At 39.5% G+C, this 22,472-nt stretch carries 16 protein-coding genes; 13 read left to right on the top strand and 3 right to left on the bottom strand.

The features are described 5' to 3' along the window. Positions 1–21 precede the first annotated feature (21 nt). The 4 genes from ACH0CI_RS11450 (at position 22) to ACH0CI_RS11435 (ending at position 5,987) form a co-directional block, all read left to right on the top strand. A complete protein-coding gene (locus ACH0CI_RS11450; RefSeq protein WP_116073090.1) occupies positions 22–849 on the top strand; it encodes a mannose/fructose/sorbose PTS transporter subunit IID in 828 nt (275 codons plus the stop codon). A gap of 87 nt (positions 850–936) precedes the next feature. Continuing rightward, complete coding sequence (locus ACH0CI_RS11445) at positions 937–4,521, top strand: glycoside hydrolase family 32 protein (protein ID WP_406901459.1); 3,585 nt, start codon at positions 937–939, stop codon at positions 4,519–4,521. A 200-nt stretch (positions 4,522–4,721) separates the two neighbouring features. After that, the gene (map, locus tag ACH0CI_RS11440; RefSeq protein WP_045291382.1) at positions 4,722–5,468 is read left to right on the top strand and encodes a type I methionyl aminopeptidase; all 747 of its coding nucleotides are present in this window, start codon (positions 4,722–4,724) and stop codon (positions 5,466–5,468) included. Positions 5,469–5,678: 210 nt separating this feature from the next. After that, positions 5,679–5,987, top strand: a complete 309-nt coding sequence (locus ACH0CI_RS11435) for a DUF5634 family protein (protein WP_335706563.1) — start codon at positions 5,679–5,681, stop codon at positions 5,985–5,987. An 867-nt stretch (positions 5,988–6,854) separates the two neighbouring features. Here the strand turns inward: ACH0CI_RS11435 and ACH0CI_RS11430 are convergent. After that, positions 6,855–7,328: a YbaK/EbsC family protein gene (locus tag ACH0CI_RS11430; RefSeq protein ID WP_223546488.1), complete on the bottom strand. Its 474-nt coding sequence runs from the start codon at positions 7,326–7,328 to the stop codon at positions 6,855–6,857. Between the two features lie 315 nt (positions 7,329–7,643). Between ACH0CI_RS11430 and ACH0CI_RS11425 the strand changes: the two genes are divergently transcribed. From ACH0CI_RS11425 to ACH0CI_RS11400, 6 genes are all read left to right on the top strand, one after another. Beyond that, the gene (locus ACH0CI_RS11425) at positions 7,644–7,835 is read left to right on the top strand and encodes a hypothetical protein (RefSeq protein WP_033578521.1); all 192 of its coding nucleotides are present in this window, start codon (positions 7,644–7,646) and stop codon (positions 7,833–7,835) included. Positions 7,836–7,872: 37 nt separating this feature from the next. Then, positions 7,873–8,697, top strand: coding sequence for an aldo/keto reductase (locus tag ACH0CI_RS11420; RefSeq protein ID WP_335706562.1), 825 nt, complete (start codon positions 7,873–7,875; stop codon positions 8,695–8,697). 354 nt (positions 8,698–9,051) lie between these two features. Next, positions 9,052–10,563, top strand: a complete 1,512-nt coding sequence (gene hutH / locus ACH0CI_RS11415; RefSeq protein ID WP_406901458.1) for a histidine ammonia-lyase — start codon at positions 9,052–9,054, stop codon at positions 10,561–10,563. Positions 10,564–10,612: 49 nt separating this feature from the next. After that, positions 10,613–12,274 carry a urocanate hydratase gene (hutU, locus tag ACH0CI_RS11410; RefSeq protein WP_406901457.1) on the top strand — a complete coding sequence of 554 codons (1,662 nt, stop codon included), beginning with the start codon at positions 10,613–10,615 and terminating at the stop codon, positions 12,272–12,274. Between the two features lie 16 nt (positions 12,275–12,290). Then, positions 12,291–13,580 carry an imidazolonepropionase gene (gene hutI / locus ACH0CI_RS11405; protein WP_335706559.1) on the top strand — a complete coding sequence of 430 codons (1,290 nt, stop codon included), beginning with the start codon at positions 12,291–12,293 and terminating at the stop codon, positions 13,578–13,580. Beyond that, complete coding sequence (locus ACH0CI_RS11400; protein ID WP_335706558.1) at positions 13,555–14,538, top strand: agmatinase family protein; 984 nt, start codon at positions 13,555–13,557, stop codon at positions 14,536–14,538. The genes hutI and ACH0CI_RS11400 overlap by 26 nt, the downstream gene beginning before the upstream one ends. A gap of 147 nt (positions 14,539–14,685) precedes the next feature. On the opposite strand, the gene ACH0CI_RS11395 is transcribed toward ACH0CI_RS11400, so the two are convergent. After that, a complete protein-coding gene (locus ACH0CI_RS11395) occupies positions 14,686–15,624 on the bottom strand; it encodes a nucleoside hydrolase (protein ID WP_335706557.1) in 939 nt (312 codons plus the stop codon). Positions 15,625–15,663: 39 nt separating this feature from the next. Continuing rightward, positions 15,664–16,734: an isocitrate/isopropylmalate dehydrogenase family protein gene (locus tag ACH0CI_RS11390; RefSeq protein ID WP_335706556.1), complete on the bottom strand. Its 1,071-nt coding sequence runs from the start codon at positions 16,732–16,734 to the stop codon at positions 15,664–15,666. 435 nt (positions 16,735–17,169) lie between these two features. Here ACH0CI_RS11390 and ACH0CI_RS11385 point away from each other — a divergent pair, with 435 nt between their 5' ends. From ACH0CI_RS11385 to ACH0CI_RS11375, 3 genes are all read left to right on the top strand, one after another. Next, on the top strand, positions 17,170–18,591 hold the full coding sequence (locus tag ACH0CI_RS11385) for a YfcC family protein (RefSeq protein ID WP_028413919.1): 1,422 nt from the start codon (positions 17,170–17,172) through the stop codon (positions 18,589–18,591). 50 nt (positions 18,592–18,641) lie between these two features. Next, positions 18,642–19,814: a beta-aspartyl-peptidase gene (gene iadA / locus ACH0CI_RS11380; protein WP_028413918.1), complete on the top strand. Its 1,173-nt coding sequence runs from the start codon at positions 18,642–18,644 to the stop codon at positions 19,812–19,814. A 93-nt stretch (positions 19,815–19,907) separates the two neighbouring features. Then, complete coding sequence (locus ACH0CI_RS11375; protein ID WP_406901454.1) at positions 19,908–22,466, top strand: cyanophycinase; 2,559 nt, start codon at positions 19,908–19,910, stop codon at positions 22,464–22,466. The last annotated feature ends 6 nt before the right edge of the window (positions 22,467–22,472 follow it).

The raw sequence follows: 22,472 nt of genomic DNA, 5'->3' as shown, positions 1-22,472 counted from the left end.
GAACTTAAGGGAGGGATAGAGATGGAAAATGAAAAAAGATTAACGAAAAAAGACATCTTTAGCATGTTTATTCGCTCGAATTTTTTACTCGGTTCATTTAACTTTGAGCGTGTTCAGGCAATGGGCTACTGTTATGTTATGATTCCAGCAATTAAACGTTTATACGGACCAGGGGTACAGCGAAATGCAGCATTAAAGCGACATTTAGAATGGTTCAATACACATCCATGGATTTCCGCACCTATATTCGGCGTCACGGCAGCAATGGAAGAAGAAATGGCAAACAAAAAAGATTTTGATGAAAAAGCCATCAGCGGAATGAAAATTGGATTAATGGGACCGCTTGCTGGCGTAGGAGACCCTATTTTCTGGGGAACGCTGCGACCAGTCCTCGCAGCACTAGGCGCATCTCTTGCGTTAGGCGGGAATATTGCCGGGCCACTGCTGTTTTTCATCTTAATTAATGCAATTCGATTAAGTACAAAATATTATGGGTTAAAATATGGCTATTTAAAAGGAACAGAAATCTTAAAAGATTTAGTAGGCAATCGAATTCAAAAACTGACGGAAGGTGCGTCCATTTTAGGACTCTTTGTAATGGGAGCATTGGTTTCGAAATGGACCACTATTAATATACCAGTGGTTGTTTCTAGGATCAAAGATGATTCTGGTAAAGTTGTCGTAAAAACCGTGCAAGACGTGCTCGATAGTATTTTACCGGGACTGCTTCCTTTAGCGCTAACTCTATTAGTAGCATGGATGCTTCGAAAAGGTACAAATCCGCTTCTTATTATTTTCGGTATTTTCTTAATCGGTATAGGAGGTTATTGGATCGGCTTTTTAGGCTGATAAATAAGAGGGAGTCATCTATTCTTCTAGCATCTGCTGGTGAAAATGTTTTACATAGCCAGTATGCCAATAAAGGAGGAAAGGAAGATGAAAAGAACCGTCAAAAAGTTATTGATGATTGGAGTCGCTTGTTCCATAAGCTTGTTTTCTGTATACCCTGTATTAGCTGATAATACAGGGTATTATCAAGAAAAATATCGGAATCAATTTCATTTTTCTCCAGAAGCGAACTGGATGAACGATCCAAATGGAATGGTCTACTATAACGGGGAGTACCACCTTTTTTATCAGTATTATCCTTATGGTACCACCTGGGGACCTATGCACTGGGGGCATGCAGTTAGTACAGACTTAGTGAAATGGAAACACCTGCCGGTTGCTCTTTCTCCAGATGAGAACGGAGAGATCTTTTCAGGAAGTGCCGTTATCGATTGGAATAATACCGCAGGATTTGGAAAAGAAGCGATGGTAGCTATCTTTACGCACTCGGGCAGTAAAGGGCAAGTTCAAAGTCTAGCATACAGCACGGACAGCGGAAGAACATGGACCAAATATGAAGGAAATCCTGTTATGCCAAATCCCCCAGTTCCTGACTGGCGCGATCCAAAAGTCTTTTGGCACGAGCAAACCAAGCAGTGGGTGATGTCTTTAGCTGCTAAAGATAAAATTATGTTTTATACATCACCTGACTTGAAAAATTGGAAATACGCAAGTGAGTTTGGACCTGATGGAGGCATCCAAGCAAACGGTCAAAGCGGTGCCTACTCATATACTTTATCCGAACAAAAAGGTCAATCCTTTACTCTAGAGGGAGAAATTACGCTTGTAGAAAAGAATGGACGCGAAGGGGCAGGAGGCCTTGTTTTTCGTTCTAATAAAGATGCAACAAACGCATATACCGTCAATTTAGATGCTGAAAAGAACCTCTTAACACTTAACAAAGTAGAGAAAGGAAGCGTAACGACCGTTGTTTCAAAGTCAATGAGGCTTGATACGTCACAAGCGTATCATGTGAAAGTAGAAGCAAACAGTCACCACTTTAAGATACTGCTAAATGGGAAACAGGTTTTAGAAGGTAGTGATGCATCCTTTGAAAACGGTCAGTTTGGACTAACAGCATGGAATTCCACAGCTGTCTTTCGTCATGTTAAATTTACGAATCAATCTAATTTCATAACCAATCTATCTAACTGGAAATCTATTACTGGAACGTGGAATGATACTGCTGCTGGAAAAATCGGTAAATCTGACAGCGACGGATATATTATGAGTGAAGAACAGGGAGACCAGTTCATTTACGAGTCAAATATGACATTTTTAGATGAAAACCATGGTTCAGGTGCACTACTTTTCCGAGCAGACGCGGAAGCCAAAAACGGATATATAGCTAGCGTAGATGCTTCTAAGGGTACAATCAAACTAGTAAAGCTTCAAAATGGCATTTCAACTGTCCTTGCTGAAACAAACAAAAAAATTGATACGAGCAAATCACATCAAGTAAAAGTAACTGCATCGGGAAATGAACTTGATTTGCATATAGACGATAACTTCACCCTTACTGCAAAAGATGAAACTTTTTCAAAAGGATTGTTTGGACTACACGTTAATCAATCTTCAGTCCGGTTTCAAGACGTTAACATGACCAAGTTTATTGATACAGATGAACAAGAAATTAAAAATAAAAGTTTTGAAACAGGGGATCTCACCGGCTGGGAAACGATAAAGGGAAATGCATTCACAAACGATCATGTAACGGATGCAACCGCAAATTGGAGCGGTCTTTTTGAACAAAAAGGAAAGTATCATTTATGGGGTTTTTCTGATAAGCAAGATGGCGATAATGCCACTGGAGAATTACATTCGTCTTATTTTAAATTGAGCGGATCAGGTGAAATCAATTTGTTAATGGGAGGCGGAAACGACCCCGCAAACCGTTATGTAGCCTTAGTCCGGGCATCCGACGACAAAGAATTGATTCGTCAAGCGAATACAAAGTTTGCAGATGAAAAGTATCAGCGCTATGTATGGGATGCTTCTAAGTATATAGGAGAAGTACTGTACATTAAAGCCGTTGATCAAGCTGTAGGCGGATGGGGGCATATTAATCTAGATGATGTGAATGTATTTAATACAGAAAAAATGCCGGATAAAGTAGACAGTGTAGCAAAAGAACCAGAGGAAGCTAAACAAAGAGAAGGCGGAGAGCTTTCAGATTGGAACACAGTGTCAGGAGAATGGGTGAAATCAACTCACGGAAGCAACGGCGGCATTTGGGAGTGTCCTACTTTACTCGAACTGCCGGTTGATGGAGACAGCACGAAGAAAAGATGGGTGCTGCAGGTCAGCATCAATGATGGAGCGGCAGCTGGAGGTTCAGGGATGCAGTACTTTGTTGGCGATTTTGACGGGAAAACATTTAAAAATGAAAATCCGCCAGAAGAAGTACTTTGGACAGATTATGGTGCCGACTTTTATGCCGCTGTAGATTGGAGCGGAGTTGAAGGAGATAACGGAGAAAAGTATTGGCTAGGCTGGATGAGCAACTGGCAATATGCAAACAATACTCCCACTACTACTTGGAGAAGCTCTATGTCAATCCCAAGAAAAATAGAACTCACCAACACAGCAAAAGGGCTTCGTTTAAAACAAATACCTGTTTCAATTGATTCAATCCGCAACAAGCAAGAAAAAAAGATATTGAAGAATCTCATGGTTACTGAAAATGGAAATCTTCTGTCAGGCATACAGGAAAACAAATATGAAATCATTGCAGAATTCGATGTTTCTACTACAGATGCAAAAGAATTTGGTTTTCAAATTCAAAAAGAAGGCAGTGAAAATACGAAAGTCAGCTATAACATAAACAAACAGCGATTATCTGTTGATCGAACAAACTCTGGAAGTTTTGATTTTGGTGAAAATGTGAAAGGCAAACACTCTGTTTCCATGCTTCCAAAAGACGGAAAGGTTAAGCTTCATATGTTTGTAGACCAGTCGTCTGTAGAAGTATTTGGTAATGATGGCACGGAAGTAATAACAGACCAGCTCTTTCCAACGCTTTCAAGTAATAAAATAAAGCTTTATAGCAAAGGAGGCGCTGTAAAATTAAATTCTCTTAAGATGTATCCGTTAAAATCTATTTGGAATAAAAGTCCTGTTGATACAAACTTATCTGGATGGAAGAATATTAGCGGACTATGGGCCGATACAATTAACGGGAAACAAGGACGAAGCAAAGAAGATTCCTTTACCTTATCATCAAAAGAAGCAAAAAATTTCACATATGAGGCAAAGATAAAGGTGTTAAAGGAGGCTGTTTCAAATTCTACAGGAGCAGGAGCAGGAGCGCTAGTATTCCGTTCGGATGAACAGGCAAATAACGCTTACGCTGCGAATGTAGATGTGCTCAATAATCAAGTGAAACTCATTGCGTTTAGAGATGGAATAGGAAAGGATCTCATTATTTACGACGATGGGGGAAAGCTGGATTTAAAACCAAATACGGATTACCATCTAAAAGTAAGGGCTGAAGGAGAGCACATTCAAGTTTATCTTGATGGCAAGCTGGTAATCGATACAATGGACCCTGCCTTTTCAGAAGGTTATGCTGGGCTGAATGTGTGGAATTCTACTAGTTTGTTTAATGAAGTGAAATTTGAAATAGTGAAATAACGGATTGTGAGAGCTGCCGCTTACTAAGGCAGCTTTTTTGAATTTCATAGGTTAATGAAGAGGATTTTTACATATGATAAATATCTTACTAATCTAATTAATCATACATTTTAGTTCTTAAAAGGTCTTTTGAAAAATCCTCATAAAAATATGATAAAATCGGATAGGATATATATTTCGAGGAAGGAAAGTGTTTTTTTATGATTATTGGTAACGAACAAGATTTAGAAAGTTTACGCAAAATTGGACGCATCGTTGCACTTGCGCGCGAAGAGATGAAAAGCCAAGCAAAAGCAGGTATGACAACAAAAGAACTTGATATGATCGGTAAAAAAATATTGGATGAACACGGTGCTATTTCTGCACCTGAAAAAGAATATGATTTCCCAGGTGTAACGTGCATTAGTGTAAACGAAGAAGTGGCTCACGGTATTCCGGGAGATCGCGTATTAAAAGATGGCGATTTAGTAAATGTGGATGTATCTGCCGTACTTGATGGCTATTATTCAGATACAGGCATTTCATTTGTTATCGGGAAAGATGAAGAAAAAGAAAAGCTGTGTCAAGCTGCAGTAGATGCATTTTGGGCGGCTATGAAAAAAGTAAAAGCTGGTTCAAAACAAAACCAAATTGGTCGTGCTGTTTCTAACTTTGCACACCAAAACGGATACGCGGTTATTGAAAATTTAACGGGTCATGGTGTTGGCCGCAGCTTGCATGACGCTCCTAACCACATTTTAAACTATTATGATCCAATGGATAAAGCCCTCTTGAAAAAAGGTCTTGTTATTGCTGTAGAACCGTTTATCTCTATGAAAGCTGATCATATCATTGAACGCGGAGACGACGGCTGGACGTTTGTTACACCTGATAATAGTCTTGTAGCACAATGTGAACATACGATTGTTGTAACAAACGGTGAACCGATTATTTTAACTGAACTATAATCAAGTTGCTCTATAGATCTCGGTAACAAAAAAGCTACTTCACTTAGCAATGTTTTTTCGTTGCATTATAGTGAGGTAGCTTTTTTATTACTATGTAATGAATGACTATTATATTGACTTGCTTTGTTCATACAACGTTTGAAAGATAGTGTAATTGAATATGCTCAAGGGAATGCTAAGTATAAATCGAAATGAAAAGGGGTATGAAATGTGGAATATGTAGGAAGAGAAGCGATTGTAAGTGAACTGACTCATCATATGGATGACATTTTAAACAAATATAACCTTCAAGGCGTTTCTGTATATGAAGAAGAAGGAGAAGGGAATCATTATTATCTTGGGTATACAGTAAAGAAGAATGATCAGGTGTTTATGGTTAACAAACCTTATATAAAAGATAAAGACGGGAAACTAGCAGTAGAAAAGCAAGAATGGACTCTTCAAGGTAACGAAGGAGAAACAAACGGATATACTTCACTTGAAGATGCATTTCAAAAAATTGATGAAACCATACATTAAATAATTTTTTGAATTTCAAGTTCAGATTTTTTCTTTGAATGCGTGAATCTGAACAGTAGAGCGCTAATGGCTGTCGTGCTTCTTTCACCTATACTATCTAACTTTTCTTTGCTATAAAGTCTAGAAAATTACATGTAATAAAAAATTGTTTTTTTAGGTTTTACTATATAAATACGGGGTACACATATAGTACAGCAGCTATTATGCAAATGGTTGTTGTGAAAGGTTAAATACTTAGCGTTTGAAGGGACTGATTAGTTTTGAAAGGCTTAACAGCGACTTCAGCAAACGTATTACCGCAAATTGAAAGTAGATATCCGTATCTCACGCAAGGCACTTTGGTTATGAACCGATATACGTAACGAAAGGGCCTGACTAGGCAAACAAAGGAAAGACTGAATCAACGAGAAGAAGCCTGCATCTAAACATGTAGGCTTCTTCTTTTTTACAGATGAAACTAAGACGATAAATGAGTACATAACAGGTATACATTAAGAAGATTCAGATTCAGTCCATTTTTCGTGCACGTTTTTCTTGAAAAAAGGTCATAAGTTGAAGATACTGTATATAACTATGTAAAAGAATTTTTGAATACAAAATAGTAAATCTGCTTGAGGTGAAAATGATGAGAAAAGCAAATAAAAGTGAATTTCTGTGGAATACGTTAGACGGCTGGCTTTTTATCCCTAGGAACATTCCTTTACTATTTCTTTTTGTATTTCTCTTAGGGGTTTCTTACCTAGGTTGGGTTAAGCTGTTTCATAAATTCGTTTAGGTACGCCAATGAGCTGAAACAAAAAACTGTTTCAGCTTATTGGCGTACTGATTGATTTATTTTATGTATATCTGTACCTTAATTTACCTAAGTTATTCATTCCATCTCTTGCACACATCAACCCATTTTAAGCATTTCGAAAATTCTTCTAGTTCGGGTATTGTTAATTCAATTGCACTATTTCCACTTCCACAGGCAGGGAAAACGGTAACAAAACGTTTCAGAGATTCATCTAGATACACGTGAACACCTTCATTAACGGCAAATGGGCATACTCCGCCTACGGCATGACCAATCAGCGTTTCTACTTCACTTGCTCCAAGCATTTTTGCTTTGGTTCCGAACTCTTCTTTATATTTTCGATTATCAATTTTCGCATCTCCTGCTGCCACAATTAATAAAACGGTTCCTTCTGCGTTAAAAGAAAGACTTTTTGCGATCCGTTGCGGCTCACATTTTAAAGCTTGCGCTGCCAGTTCTACAGTAGCACTGGACTCATCCATTTCAATAATTCGATTCTCCATGCCATATTGTTTAAAATATGCTTTTACTCTTTCAATCGCCATTTTTATATCCATTCCTTTCGTTAACTCTTGCAAATATGTATGATTGCCTTACAGAGGATGTACAGTTTCTCTTTGAAATAAAAAATTCTTATTATTTTGTATATACGGAAATTATACACAACTTCTCAGTTAAAAGCACATATTCGTTTTAATTAAAAAAGTTACGTAGGTAAAGTATTTTTAGCTGATTGAAGCAGGATTACAAAACCCTTTGACGAATGTAACTATGTCGGCTGCGAAAACATAGGCATTAGAACAAAAGATAAATGATGAAATTGAAAAGGCGCAAATGTTCTAGTGAAATGAGGAGAAGGAATGCCAAATTTACACACTATCGTCAGTTTCTTTAGCAGTACATGTATGGCAACGATGAGTATGATTTATTTGTTTTCCCTTGTACCGCGGGCATGGTCTTTTAAATTTCGATTTGGAGCCATGATTGTAGGAATCCCAGTCGGCATTATAATGGGCCAGGTTGCTATGCTGATCGGCTGGCACCATCATTAAAACTTTGAACTTTTTAACAAAAAAGGAGACATGTAAAATGAATATTGTCACATTAAACAACCGCTTAAAAATGCCTCAGCTTGGATTTGGCGTATGGCAAGTAGAAGATAACAAAGCAGCAGCTGCAGTGTCAAAAGCAATTGAAGTTGGATATACCTCTATCGACACAGCTATGATTTATAAAAATGAAGAAGGAGTAGGTCAAGCGATTAAAGAATCTTCTGTTCCTCGGGAAGAGCTGTTTATTACAACAAAAGTTTGGAACAGCGACCAAGGCTATGAAAATGCACTACGTGCGTTTGATGAAAGCCTAGAACGATTAGGACTTGATTATGTGGATTTATATTTGATTCACTGGCCTACTCCTCAATATGATGAGTATGTGGAGACGTATAAAGCATTAGAAAAGCTTTATCACGATGGCAAAGTAAAAGCAATTGGCGTCTGCAACTTTGAAATTGAGCATTTGGAGCGCTTGTTAAATGAATGTGACGTAACGCCTGTTTTAAACCAAATTGAGTGCCATCCGTATCTTGCTCAAAATGAATTAAAAGAGTTTTGCGCCAAACATAATATTTTCGTGGAAGCATGGAGCCCTCTTGATCAAGGAGGAGAAGTGTTACAAGACGAGGTTATTCAAAAAATTGCTGAAGTACATAGCAAAACTCCGGCTCAAGTTGTATTGCGCTGGCACTTACAGAACAACACAATTGTCATTCCTAAGTCAGTTACACCGTCTAGAATAGAAGAAAACTTTAACGTGTTTGATTTTGAACTTACTGCTGATGATATGGCAGAGATTAATGGATTAAACAGCAACCGCCGCAAAGGTCCGCACCCAAGCGACATGAACGTCCGATAACGTTTAAAAAATAAAATTGTGAAGCCGTGAATCATCGCTGCTATAAGAAATAACGATTTTATTTCAGATTATTTAAAATTTTCTTAAATGATAATTGACAAATGATTAATTCAGCGTAATACTTAGTGTAGGTACCCTAGTTGCTTTAAGTTGTACAGCTTAAAGTGTATAGTGATTTAGTCATTTAGCGATTGTATGTATAAGTGAAATACTGATTATTAATAAAAGCCCATAGTGTAAGTAGGTTAGTTTATAGGGGGCTATATCAAAAGGAGCTTGTTTCCTCTTTGATATAGCCCCTTTTTGTGTTCAAAAAGAAAAGGCAGTCTACAGTTTAACAAGGGAGCGGGTATGATGTTTATTCAAATTGATGGAAATTCACTGACGTTCGACCAAATTTACAAAGTTATTTACCAAGGATACTCCGTGAAAATTAGCGATCACGCAGTTGAACATATACAAAAAAGCAGAACGTTAGTTGAAGAGAGCATTACGAACAACAACGTAATTTACGGAGTGAATACGGGATTTGGAAAGTTTAGTGATACGGTTATTTCAAAAACAGACTTAGCTGATCTGCAGATTAACCTGATTCGCAGTCATGCCTGCGGACTAGGAGAGCCATTTTCGTTAGAAGTAAGCAGAGTCATGCTGCTTTTACGAGCGAACGCATTAGCTAAAGGGTATTCCGGAATACGACTGGAAACCTTGCAGCTTCTTATCGATTGCTTAAACCAAAACGTAGTACCGGTTATCCCGAGTCAAGGTTCGCTTGGAGCTAGCGGTGACTTAGCCCCGTTATCACATCTAGCGCTGCTGCTAGTTGGAGAAGGAGAAGCTGTATATAATGGTCAGCGAATGCAAGGAGAAGATGCTTTAAAGCTAGCAGGGCTTGAACCTATACAATTACAGGCAAAAGAAGGGCTAGCTTTGATCAACGGCACTCAGGCAATGACGGCTGTAGGAGTAGTTTCGTACCTTGAAGCTCAAAAGCTCGCTGATCTTGCTGACGGAATTGCAGCACTGACATTAGAAGGTCTGCAAGGTATTGTAGAAGCATTCATGCCTGAGTCACATGCAGTAAGACCTTACCCGGAACAACAGCAGGTAGCTGCCCGAATTCTTTCGTACTTAGAAGGCAGTCAATTAACTACTTCTCAAGGTCAAATAAGAGTGCAAGATGCTTATTCACTGCGCTGCATTCCTCAAGTTCATGGTGCTATTTATCAAGTTTTAAATTATGTAAAAGAAAAGCTGTTAATTGAGATTAATTCAGCAACTGATAACCCGCTCATCTTTGCTGACAGCGGCAAAGTAATTTCTGGAGGGAATTTTCACGGGCAGCCCATTGCATTTGCTATGGATTTTCTAGGAATTGCAATGGCGGAGCTTGGGAATATTTCTGAACGGCGCATTGAACGAATAGTAAACCCTCAGCTTAGCGGGCTGCCCGCATTTTTAAGTGCAGATCCAGGTCTAGAGTCCGGGCTCATGATTACTCAATACGCTGCGGCTTCATTAGTTTCCGAAAATAAAGTATTAGCGCATCCATCAAGTGTTGATTCTATCCCATCTTCAGCGAATCAAGAAGACCATGTCAGCATGGGAACGACTGCTGCACGTCATGCTTATCAAATTATCCAAAATACAAGAAGAGTTCTATCAATCGAAGCAATTTGTGCGGCTCAAGCAGCCGATATTCAAGGAGTGGATAAACTTGCTTCAGAAACAAGAAAAATTTATTCAAGAATTAGAAAAACCGTACCAATCATTATGAAAGATCGAATTTTCTCACGTGATATTGAGGCGTTAGCAGCTGATTTCAAAACTTTTGTGCAAGATACGAATTATGAACTAGCACTGTAATAAAAAGTTAGTTTAACAGTTTTTCATTTTTATAGAGGAGGAAAACGAAATGGAGACAAAACAAAGTGGAATAAAAGCACCTCGTGGAACAGAACTAACGACAAAAGGCTGGGTACAAGAAGCCGCTCTTCGCATGCTTCTAAACAATTTAGATTCCGAAGTAGCAGAGCATCCGGAAAAGTTAGTCGTATACGGAGGGATCGGAAAAGCAGCCCGTAACTGGGAGGCGTTCGATCGTATTGTAGATACGTTAAAAGAATTAGAAGAAGATGAAACGCTTCTCATACAGTCCGGCAAGCCGGTTGCGGTTTTTAAAACGCACAGTGATGCGCCGCGTGTTTTATTAGCAAATTCAAATCTTGTTCCTGCTTTTGCGAATTGGGAGACGTTCCATGAGCTCGATAAAAAAGGGTTAATGATGTACGGGCAAATGACTGCAGGAAGCTGGATTTATATCGGAAGCCAAGGCATTGTTCAAGGAACGTATGAAACATTTGCTGAGTGTGCCAACCAGCATTTTAACGGAACTTTGAAAGGAACGATTACGTTAACAGCTGGATTAGGAGGAATGGGAGGTGCACAACCGTTAGCCGTTACGATGGCAGGCGGCGTTGTCATTGGAATTGATGTTGATCGCACGCGTATTGAAAAACGTATCGAAACAAAGTATTGCGATACGGTAGTCGAAAGTGTAGCTGATGCAATCAAGTTAGCTGAAGATGCAAAAAGATTGGGCAAAGCGCTGTCCATTGGATTAGTTGGAAATGCAGCTGAGATTCTTCCTGAAATGATAAAGCGAGGATTTATCCCAGATATTGTGACAGATCAAACATCGGCACATGATCCGCTTAACGGATATTTGCCGATTGGAGTCAGCTTAGCAGAAGGAGAAAAATTGCGGAATACAAATCCAAATGAATATATAAAACAATCAAAAGCAAGTATGGCTATTCACGTTCAAGCCATGTTAGAGATGCAAAGAAAAGGCGCGGTTGCTTTTGACTATGGCAATAATATTCGCCAAGTGGCGCTCGATGAAGGTGTCGCGAATGCATTTGATTTCCCGGGATTTGTCCCAGCCTACATCCGTCCGCAGTTCTGTGAAGGAAAAGGACCGTTCAGGTGGGTCGCTTTGTCAGGAAACCCAGAGGATATTTATAAAACAGATGAAGTCATTTTACGTGAGTTTTCGGATAATACGCATCTTTGCAACTGGATTAAAATGGCAAGAGAAAAAATTGAGTTTCAAGGATTGCCGGCTCGTATTTGCTGGCTAGGATACGGAGAAAGAGCGCGCTTTGGAAAAATTATTAATGACATGGTAGCAAACGGAGAGCTGTCAGCGCCTATCGTTATTGGCAGAGATCATCTAGATGCCGGTTCTGTGGCTTCACCAAATCGTGAAACTGAAGCAATGAAAGATGGCAGTGATGCAGTAGCAGACTGGCCTATTTTAAATGCATTAGTCAATACGGCAGCAGGCGCAAGCTGGGTATCCGTTCACCACGGAGGAGGAGTAGGTATGGGGTATTCTCTGCACGCTGGAATGGTTGTAGTAGCAGACGGGACGGAAGATGCCGCCAAACGTCTAGAACGTGTTTTAACAACAGACCCTGGTATGGGTGTTGTTCGTCATGTAGACGCCGGCTATGATAAGGCCATTCAAACTGCAAAAGAAAAAGGGATACAAATTCCCACGTTACATGAATAAAAAAGGAGGGATACGTATGACTATTACGTATATCAAATGCGCTGAACAAGTCATTACGGTTAAAGGTGGAAGTCAGCCTAGACGAGCGGAAGAAATGTCAGCTCTAGGAATCATTGAAAATGGCAGCGTACTCGTGAAAAATGGAAGAATTGTATTTGTTGGACCTGACGTCAAAGCGCAGGAATACCTTGAGCATATCCATGAACCTATTAATATAATTGATGCCGAAGGGAAAATCGTAACGCCTGGGTTGATTGATTCCCACACTCATCTTGTGTTTGGCGGCAGTCGTGAAAAAGAATTAGAAATGCGCTTAAACGGGGCAAAGTATATTGATATTTTAAAAGCGGGAGGAGGAATTTTACAAACAACCGTTAGTACACGACAAGCAACAGAAGAGGAGCTAATCAAGCAATCTACAAAACGTTTAAATAAATTTCTGCAGTACGGAGTTACAACTGTCGAAGCCAAAAGCGGGTACGGTTTAAATCTTAAAGATGAAATCAAACAATTAAAAGTAGCGAAACAACTGAATGAACAGCATCCAGTAGATGTTGTTTCAACCTTTATGGGAGCTCATGCGGTGCCGGTTGAGTACAAAGGGAATGAAGATGCGTTTGTTCAACACGTTATTGAAGAAATGATACCAATTGTTGCAAAAGAAGAGCTAGCGGAGTTTTGTGATGTATTTTGTGAAGAAGGTGTGTTTACAGTTGAACAGTCAGAGCGTATTTTACAAGCTGGAAAAGCATACGGACTAAAACCTAAAATCCACGCCGATGAAATTGTGTCTTTTGGCGGGGCAGAATTAGCGGCTAAAGTGGGAGCTGTGTCTGCGGATCATTTACTAAAAGCATCGGATCAAGGAATTAAGCAAATGGCTGAAAGCGGAGTTATAGCGGTGCTATTGCCGGGTACTGCATTCTTTTTAATGGAAGAGCCGGCGCGTGCTAGAAAAATAATCGAAGCAGGAGTACCTGTTGCTTTATCAACAGATCGAAACCCGGGTTCTTCTCCTACGGAATCACTTCCGTTTATTATGAATTTAGCTTGTTTAACGATGAAAATGACGCCAGCAGAAGTGTTAACGGCCTGTACGATTAATGCAGCTCACGCCATTGGCAAAGGGGATCAAATCGGAAGCATTGAAGTAGGTAAAAAAGCCGATTTAGTGCTATTTGATGCGCCTAATTACCAAACGCTGCAATATAACTATGCGGTAAATCTTGTAGACACGGTATTGAAAGATGGAAAAGTAGTGGTTGAAGGCGGTGTGTTACATGAGCTATCCGTACCCACAGCTTGATCGACCGCCTTTTTGCTGGCAGCGTCAAAGCACTCATGAACCAAAAGTAAGCGATTGGATTCAAACAGTTGAAGATGGGAGCAACTTCGACTTTCCATCGATAGATATTACGGTCTTAGGTGTGCCTCTTTCAAGGTCCTCCATTAGCGCTTCTGGAGCCAGTGAGACGCCAATGGCCATGAGGAAGCTCTGGAAATCCTTAAATCCGTATCATATTGAGTATGATACGGATTTAACTTCCCTGTCAGTTTTAGACTTAGGAGACGTTAAACAGCATGTAACGGATATAGAGAAATCCCATCAGCATATAAAAGAAGCGATGATGTCTATGCGAAAACATCATCCGCATGCGCTGCCTGTTATGCTTGGAGGAGATCATTCTATTACAGCTATGTTAGTAAAAGGGTGGAAAGCGTCACATCCTGAACAGAAGATAGGGATTTTACAGTTTGATACGCACTTTGACTTACGCAGTCTAGAAGATAATGGGCCTTCTAACGGAACACCTATACGAAATTTAATCGAAAGCAACACGATTGATGCAAGACATGTATGGAATATTGGACTTCACGGGTTTTATAATTCAAAATCGTTAAAGGAATATGCGGATAGCAAAGGCGTTCATTATGTAACGTTACTGCAAGCAAGAAAAGCGGGAATAACTCATACCGTGAAAGAAGCATTAAAACAGCTGAGCAAAGAGGTAGACATGATCTATTTAACCGTTGATATGGATGTGTTAGATATCGCTTACGCACCGGGAGTTCCAGCAGGAACGACAGGCGGAATGAGGACAGATGAGTTGTTTGAAGCAGTATACACCGCCGGGAGTCATCCACTTGTTCAAGCAATGGATATTGTATGTCTAGATCCGCTGCGTGATGTAGGAGAAATTACCGTGAAAGCAGGCGTACACGTGTTTTTGAATTTTTTAACAGGCGTTGCAAACAGAAAGTAAGGAAGTGTTATTGTTGCTTCAATCATTACTGTAATGCTTAATCAAAAAGCGAAAAAAACAGCTAGATAGTATGAATAAAAGTAAGACAGCACCAGCAAGTGGCAAACTCTGCTATGGTGCTGTCTCACTTTTATAAAGTCATGAACATTACGAAGCCGAATATGTTTTAAGAGCTTTAATCATTAAATCCCAAAATCCGTCTACATCAAGGGTTAAACCAAATTTCGCATTGGGTTTCCTTCCTGTTACTCCCAGCAAATCAACTGAAGTCGTTCCAGCCGTGTATTCTCCGCGTGTTTCTACTACAATATTAACTTCTTTGAACGTAAATAGCTCTGGAGCTACGCAATAAGCAACGGTCAATACATCGTGAACGGGAGGGCCGTCAAAGTCAAAGGTTTCTTTATAGGCAGATTTAAAAAATGCTAATAATTCCCCGACCTTTTTTGCTACGTTATTATCAATGTTCATCACCTGGTTAATAACATTATCTGTTGCAACGGCTTGATGGGTAATATCTAACCCCATTACTACCAGTGGGATACCGCTATCAAACACTTTTTTAGACGCTTCCGGATCTGCCCAAATATTAAACTCAGCCGTTGGCGTCCAGTTCCCAAATGTTCCACCGCCCATAAGGATAATCTCTTCAATGTTTTCTTTCATTTCTGGAGCTTTTATTAAAGCTAAGGCAATGTTTGTTAAAGGTCCTGTTGGTAAAAGCGTAACGCGATCTTCTGACTCTTTGATCATTCGTATAATAGTATCTACTCCGTGTTCTGCGCTCCAGCTGCGAGAGAGAGCCGGGAACTCAGGGCCGTCTAATCCTGAATCCCCGTGTATACTAGGCGCATTTTCACGTCTGCGCATCATTGGTTCGCTTGCTCCTTTTGAAACAATCACGTTATGTAATGATACCAAATCACACACCTTCAAAGCATTCATCGTCGTTTTTTCAATTTCTGCGTTTCCTGAAACAGTTGTAATGGCTAAAATATCTAATTCCGGTCGTGCGGCAGCCAAAATAATAGCAATAGCATCATCATGACCTGGATCACAGTCCATAATAATCTTTCGTTTTTTCATTATGATCACCTCTAGAGAATGGATAAATTGCTGCTAATGTTACATGGATTTTATTTTTTCTAAAATAGCTTCTGTAAACTCAGACGTAGAGGCATGTCCGCCTAAATCTTTTGTTTTCACTTCAGCTTGGAGCGTTTGATAAAGTGCGTGTTCTACTGTAGCAGCCACTTCTGTAAGTTTACGATCCGCATGTTTTTCAGCCAGCCATTTCAATAGCATGGCTGCTGAAGAGATAATGCCGGTTGGGTTTGCTATGTTCAAACCTGCGATGTCTGGCGCAGAACCATGGGCTGCTTGGGCCATAGCGATATGTTCATTTGCATTAAGAGAAGGGGCTAATCCTAAGCTCCCTACAAGCTCGCCAGCTAAATCTGAAAGAATATCACCATACATGTTTTCTGTTACGATGACATCAAAATCGGCTGCACGACGTACGAGATGAGCAGCCATGGCATCGATATGGTAGTCGTCCACCTTTACTTCAGGATATTGCTCAGCTACTTCTCGACAAACGTTTAGAAATAGTCCGGTACTTAATCTTAAAACATTTGCTTTATGTACGATTGTTACTTTTTTACGACGCTGCATAGCCAATGCAAAAGCTTCACGCGCAATTCTTTCTACGGCTTTTCGCGTAAATACGCCCGATGTCACCACAACGTCTTTTGTAATCTGCCATTCGCCGTGTCCAGAATACATATTACGATCGGCATAAAATCCTTCTGTATTTTCCCGGACAATCACTAAATCAGCTTCTTTCACGACGCTTTTAATACCTGGCATTGTTTTAGCAGGGCGAATATTCGCGTAAAGGTCTAAACTGTGACGAAGCTCTCCGCTAGGATTACGCTTTTCTTTGTGCTTGAGAGGATAAGCAGCAGAATCGTGCGGGCCAAGTATCCATCCATGCGTATGTTTTAAAGCATCTATTGTTACTTCTGGAAGAGGATCGTTATATTGTTTAATTCCTTCCCATCCCATCGGCAGATAAATCCACTCCATTTTTACTCCTGCTTTGCAAGAAGCATTTTTAACTATCTTAACTGCGGCATCGACAATCTCCGGGCCGATGCCATCACCCCCCAATACCCCGATACGATAAACAGTCATTGTTTTGAACACCCTTTCATTATGCGCAATGCTTTTATAAATAGATTGAAGGTTTATAGTATTAATCTACTTAAAGAAAAGACAATAATAAAATAGTATTTTTTTATGTTTATAGATTAAATTCTTTTATCTTTCGTTTTGTTGCTTTTTAAAAAAAGAACTAGCTAATGGTTTCATGCTCCAGATTTTCTATCAACTAGCTTCTTAATTGGCGTTATTAAATTTTAAAAAACACCCAATTAACACCTAAAACACATTTTAATTATATCATAATTCAGAAAATTAAACGGTTCTACGTTGGCACGAAAATTGCTTGTACTGTATATGAGGAATGCAAAAGGAAGGAGCAATATGTAGCCGCAGATAAGGAATCTGCTTTTAAAGAACGGGATAGCTGTTTAAAGCTATTATTTCATAATGAAGGGGAGAAGAAGAATGAGTGAACCGCAAAAGGAAATGAGTTCATTAAATAAGGTACGGAAAAAAGAGAGAAAAATAAACGTTTTTGCTTTATTGTTAGGCTTTCTTGTGATTGCTACTATTTTAACGTATATCTTGCCAGCCGGAGAATACGCACGTGTAGAAGTAGACGGACGAACAACGGTAGATCCTCAGTCGTTTAAATGGATTGGTTCTACACCTGTTGGATTCTTTGATATGGTCAAAGCGATACATACAGGAATGGTAGAAGGAGCCGACATTATCTTTTTTGTATTAATTATCGGCGGTTTCTTTGGTGTACTAAGCGCTACGGGGACAGTAGATGTATTGATTACAACGATGGCTAAAAAGCTTGCTACTAGAGAAAAATTATTAATTCCTGTTATGATGCTATTTTTTGCGGTAGGCGGTTCTTTAATGGGGATGGCGGAAGAAACGCTAGCTTATATTCCTCTTTTAATTCCGCTGGCACTTGCTCTTGGATTCGATGCATTAACAGGGACTGCTATTGTTTTAATTGGTGCATCGGCTGGTTTTACTACGGCCGTTATGAATCCATTTACAGTAGGTGTTGCACAAGGAGTAGCAGAGCTTCCTATGTTTTCTGGAATGGGCTTTCGTCTCATCTTATTCGTAGTTGTTTATGCTGTTTCAGTATGGTTTGTCTACCGATATGCGATGAAAGTGAAAAGAAGTCCTTCTATAGGAACATACGGAAAATACAGCATAACTAATGCACATAAACTTTTAAACTCTGATGCGAAGTTAACTAGAAAGCATAAATGGATTATGGCAGCATTTCTTGTTAACTATGTAATTCTTGCTTTTGGCGTTATTAAGTATAAGTGGTACATTACTGAAATTGCCTCTCTGTTTGTGATTTTGACAGTGGTGATTGGGATTATTGGAAGGCTCTCTGTTGAAAATACGGTTAAGTCGTTTACAAACGGGGCAGCAGCACTAGTTGGAGGAGCGCTTGTTATTGGAGTTTCTCGCGCAGTTCTTGTTGTTTTAAATGAAGGTCATATTGTAGACCCTATGCTTCATCAAGTATCTGGAGCTATTCAACATATTCCGGGATATTTAAGCGTCATCGGAATCTACAACTTCCAAGCGCTGATTCATCTTATTTTAGCGTCTGGAACGGGTCATGCTATGCTGACGATGCCAATCATGACCCCTCTTGCAGATTTGCTTGATATTACGCGACAAACGGCTGTATTATCTTTTTCTTTTGCAGACGGCATTGGAAATATTATCTTCCCAACGGCTGGAACATTGATGGCTGGTTTAGCGATTGCGGGGATTTCATGGACAAAGTGGGCAAAATGGGTGTTGCCGTTAGTCCTTATTCAATATGTGATTGGTCTAATAGCCGTTGTGATTGCTTATTTTATCAATTACGGACCATTTTAAGAGATAGAAAAATGTAATTTGTAAGTTGAGCTTACTAGGAGGAATAGAAGTTGTTAACCTTAATCAAAAACGCAGAAGTATATGCACCACAGCACTTAGGAAAAAAAGATATATTGCTTGCAGACAGCAAAATCATCCTTATAAAAGATTGTATTGATCATGTAAATACGTCCATTCCTATTGATGTTGTAGATGCCGCTAATCACATTATAGCTCCAGGCTTCATTGACTCACATGTTCATATTATTGGCGGAGGAGGAGAAGGTGGATATAAAACACGCACTCCTGAACTAATGTTAACCGATGCAACGACTGCCGGTGTTACAACTATTGTAGGTGTACTTGGAACAGACGGTACAACAAGAAGAATGGAAAACCTTCTGGCCAAAGCAAGAGGGTTAGAAGAAGAAGGGATCAGCTGCTTCATTCACACAGGTTCCTATCAAATACCGGTAAAAACGTTAACTAATAGCATTGAAGAAGATCTTATTTTAATTGATAAAATTATCGGAGTAGGTGAAATTGCCATTTCCGACCACCGTTCTTCTGAACCGACATTTGAAGAACTGGTGAAGGTGGCTTCCGCTGCCCGCAATGGAGGGATTTTATCAGGGAAAGCCGGAATATTAGAGATTCACGTAGGAGACGGAGAACGAAAATTATCTTTATTAAATCAAATCGCAGATAAAACAGACCTGCCAATTCGTCAGTTTCACCCTACACATATTAATAGAAATGAAGAGCTGTTTAAAGAAGGAATTCAATTTGCAAAACGAGGCGGATATGTAGATTTTACGACTAGCACGATCCCTCACTTTTTAGAAGAAGGCGAAGTTAAGTGCAGCAAAGGGTTACGCATCATGCTGGAAGAGAAAGTGGCGATTGACAGCATTACGTTTTCATCCGATGGAAACGCGAGCCTGCCGTTTTTTGATGATAACGGAGATTATAAAGGTCTTCAAGTTGGAAAAGTGTCTTCTTTATTTCAAGAAGTACGAGATGCAGTATTAGAGGAATCAGTACCGTTAGAAACAGCTCTTCAAGTCATTACTTCTAATCCTGCCAAAGTATTAAAACTGTCCAATAAAGGGCATATTCAACCCGGAAAAGATGCAGATTTAGTCCTTTTAGACAAAGAGACGCTAACAATTAAAACGGTTTTTGCTCAAGGTAAAGTAATGGTAAAAGACGGTGTCCCTGTTGTGAAAGGAACGTTTGAATAACAGGTTTTAGATATCATTTATCGAAAGTATCGCGGAAAGGATACGAGCTAATTAGAGAAGGGTATTAAAATTTGCGTGGAAAGGATCTTTCAAATGAAAAAGAAACTGGTTTCATGTCTCCTCAGCTTTACATTACTTTCTTCGTTGAGTACACCCCTGCTTGCAAAAGCACAAGAAAATACTGGAGACATTAAAGGCAGCCTTGTTATTGCAGGCGGAGGCGTAGGGACATCTAATCACGATGTATATGAAAAATTTCTCTCGCTTGCTGGAGGAAAAGAAAAAGCAAAAGTAGGGATTATTCCAGCTGCCAGCACAACGCTGCAGTCTTCCAAAAAGTTTAAGGATGACCTCGTGAAATATGGAGTAAACTCAGATTCTATTAAAATTCTTCCCGTTTCAAATCACGATTTTTCTGACACACAAAAAGATGAATCAACCTGGAAGAATCAAGTAAACGATAAGAAGTTATCCCGTACCATTAAAGGACTAACAGCAGTTTGGTTTGTTGGAGGAGACCAAACGAAAATTGTAGATTCCCTTCGGCAAAATAATGGGAGCGATTCTGAAGCGTTAAAAGCTATTTGGGATATATACCGTAAAGGAGCAGTTATCGGAGGTACAAGTGCAGGAGCGGCAATTATGAGTGACGTCATGATTACAGGCGGAGATAGTCTAGGAGCTTTAGAAGAAAGTATAGGCAACAAGGAAACCTTAAATAAATATGTAAACAAAGACCAGCATCATAAAAAAGAGTATGAGCGTTTGTCAGTTCAAAAAGGTCTGGGTTTTTTCCAACACGGAATAATTGATCAGCATATGGATGAACGGGCACGACTTGGGCGACTTGCAGTAGCTGCGTATACTTCTGAACGTGACAAAGAAAAAAACTTTGCATACGGTGTGGACGAGGATACGGCTATGATCGTTAACAATAAAGATCAACAGATTGAAGTTGTTGGACGAAGCGGAGTAGCCGTCTTAGATACGAGCAAAGCTCAGCTTGTGTCTAAACAAAAAGCGCGTTCAGGCTTAGAGAACATAAAGGTTAGTTACTTATCCCCTGGAGATAAAATTAACTATCATTTAAAATCATTTGAATTTCCAAAAGATAAAGTAGAAACGAAGGGATTTGAATATTACTCGTTTAACGCACTGCCTGCTACGGGTGTTTTTACGCCATACGGAAGATTAAAGGCTTATTTATCCTATTCTCTTGTTGACAATAAATCAATGAAATCTGCCAACAGCTATGTTTATGATAGTAAAGGGTCGGGATATGAAATTGCCTTTCAAAAAGACAATGATACAAACGGCTATTGGAGATATACTGACGGACAAAAAGATGACTATTCCATTGTGAATGTCAGAATGGATATTACGCCTAAGACCGTCAAATTCCAGCCGAATAGAAAAACTAGTTTAACGTATAAAAAACCTGCCTTTTCTTCAACTGAAAGTCCTGTATACGACAAGATTAAAGGTAATCTTTTAATTGCAGGAGGAGCGCTAGGCAGCAGTAATTCAAGCGTGTATAACAAGTTCATTAACCTTGCAGGAGGAAAACAAGCCAAAATAGGAATTGTGCCTGCAGCGAGTACTAAGTTCGACTCCTCTAATCAGTTTAAAAGCGACTTAATTAAATACGGAATGAAAGCAGAAAATATAGAAATTTTACCTGTTTCAAATCATGACTTCAAAGGGACCCCAGAAAACGAGTCGAGTTGGAAACCAAATATGAACAATGAAAAACTAGCGCAAAAAGTTAAAGCGCTAACAGGCATTTGGTTTGTAGGAGGAGATCAGACGATGATTACGGGCTCGTTGCGTAATGAAAATGGTTCAGACTCAAAAGTCTTACAAGCTATATGGGATACGTATAAAAACGGGGCAGTACTTGGCGGTACGAGCGCCGGCGCGGCAATTATGAGTAATACTATGCTCGCTGGCGGAGATAGCTACGGAGCTCTTTCGTACGGATTTACAAACACATACGATGATATGACTCAGCAAGAAGGCGGTCCTGCTTATTTAGAAAAAGGGCTCGGCTTTTTCCAATACGGTCTTGTAGATCAGCATTTTGACAACAAAGCAAGACTAGGACGTCTTATTGCAACAGCATATGAAAAAGGAAATAAAAATCAGCTTTCTTACGGCATCGATGAAGATACTGCTATGGTGGTAAACAATAAAGAAAAACAAATGGAAGTTGTTGGAAGAGGTGGTATTACGTTAGTTGACTTAGCCAAAGTACAGGCAAATGACAAATTTCCGAGTGATTACAAAAATATTCTTATCTCTTGTATCGCTCCAGGCGACACAGTAAATCTCACAACAAAAGAAATCGTCATAAACCTAGCTAAAACATCTACTAGAAAAAATGAATACTACAGTGAAAAGGTTGGGCCAAACACGGGTCTTTTCTCTCCGCACGGTGTATTAAGGAAATTTTTAGCTTACGATCTCATCGATAACGATCAGAGCAAAGAAATAAAGAGCTATGCGTTTAACCAAGGCAAAGGTTTTGAGCTTACCTTCAGAAAAAGCCCTGAAAGCAATGGCTATTGGGCTTATACCGACGGTCAAAAAGACGATTATTCTATTGTGAAAGTAGCCTTAGATATCAAACCAATAAACGTAGACATTAAATGAGAAAAA

The organism is Priestia sp. 179-F W1.4 NHS (assembly GCF_045369295.1).
Classification (GTDB): domain Bacteria; phylum Bacillota; class Bacilli; order Bacillales; family Bacillaceae_H; genus Priestia; species Priestia zanthoxyli.
The sequence above is the reverse complement of the archived record's forward strand: the minus strand, read 5'-3'. Positions and strand labels throughout refer to the sequence as shown.

What these genes read in the sequence shown, in the direction of transcription:
- ACH0CI_RS11430 (WP_223546488.1), bottom strand. Translation starts at nt 7,328, where the DNA reads ATGGCGATTGAAAGAGTAAAAGCATATTTTAAACAATATGGCATGGAG.
- hutH (WP_406901458.1), top strand. Translation starts at nt 9,052, where the DNA reads ATGTTTATTCAAATTGATGGAAATTCACTGACGTTCGACCAAATTTAC.
- ACH0CI_RS11425 (WP_033578521.1), top strand. Translation starts at nt 7,644, where the DNA reads ATGCCAAATTTACACACTATCGTCAGTTTCTTTAGCAGTACATGTATG.
- ACH0CI_RS11445 (WP_406901459.1), top strand. Translation starts at nt 937, where the DNA reads ATGAAAAGAACCGTCAAAAAGTTATTGATGATTGGAGTCGCTTGTTCC.
- ACH0CI_RS11450 (WP_116073090.1), top strand. Translation starts at nt 22, where the DNA reads ATGGAAAATGAAAAAAGATTAACGAAAAAAGACATCTTTAGCATGTTT.
- ACH0CI_RS11395 (WP_335706557.1), bottom strand. Translation starts at nt 15,624, where the DNA reads ATGAAAAAACGAAAGATTATTATGGACTGTGATCCAGGTCATGATGAT.
- map (WP_045291382.1), top strand. Translation starts at nt 4,722, where the DNA reads ATGATTATTGGTAACGAACAAGATTTAGAAAGTTTACGCAAAATTGGA.
- hutI (WP_335706559.1), top strand. Translation starts at nt 12,291, where the DNA reads ATGACTATTACGTATATCAAATGCGCTGAACAAGTCATTACGGTTAAA.
- ACH0CI_RS11390 (WP_335706556.1), bottom strand. Translation starts at nt 16,734, where the DNA reads ATGACTGTTTATCGTATCGGGGTATTGGGGGGTGATGGCATCGGCCCG.
- hutU (WP_406901457.1), top strand. Translation starts at nt 10,613, where the DNA reads ATGGAGACAAAACAAAGTGGAATAAAAGCACCTCGTGGAACAGAACTA.
- ACH0CI_RS11385 (WP_028413919.1), top strand. Translation starts at nt 17,170, where the DNA reads ATGAGTGAACCGCAAAAGGAAATGAGTTCATTAAATAAGGTACGGAAA.
- ACH0CI_RS11420 (WP_335706562.1), top strand. Translation starts at nt 7,873, where the DNA reads ATGAATATTGTCACATTAAACAACCGCTTAAAAATGCCTCAGCTTGGA.
- ACH0CI_RS11375 (WP_406901454.1), top strand. Translation starts at nt 19,908, where the DNA reads ATGAAAAAGAAACTGGTTTCATGTCTCCTCAGCTTTACATTACTTTCT.
- ACH0CI_RS11400 (WP_335706558.1), top strand. Translation starts at nt 13,555, where the DNA reads ATGAGCTATCCGTACCCACAGCTTGATCGACCGCCTTTTTGCTGGCAG.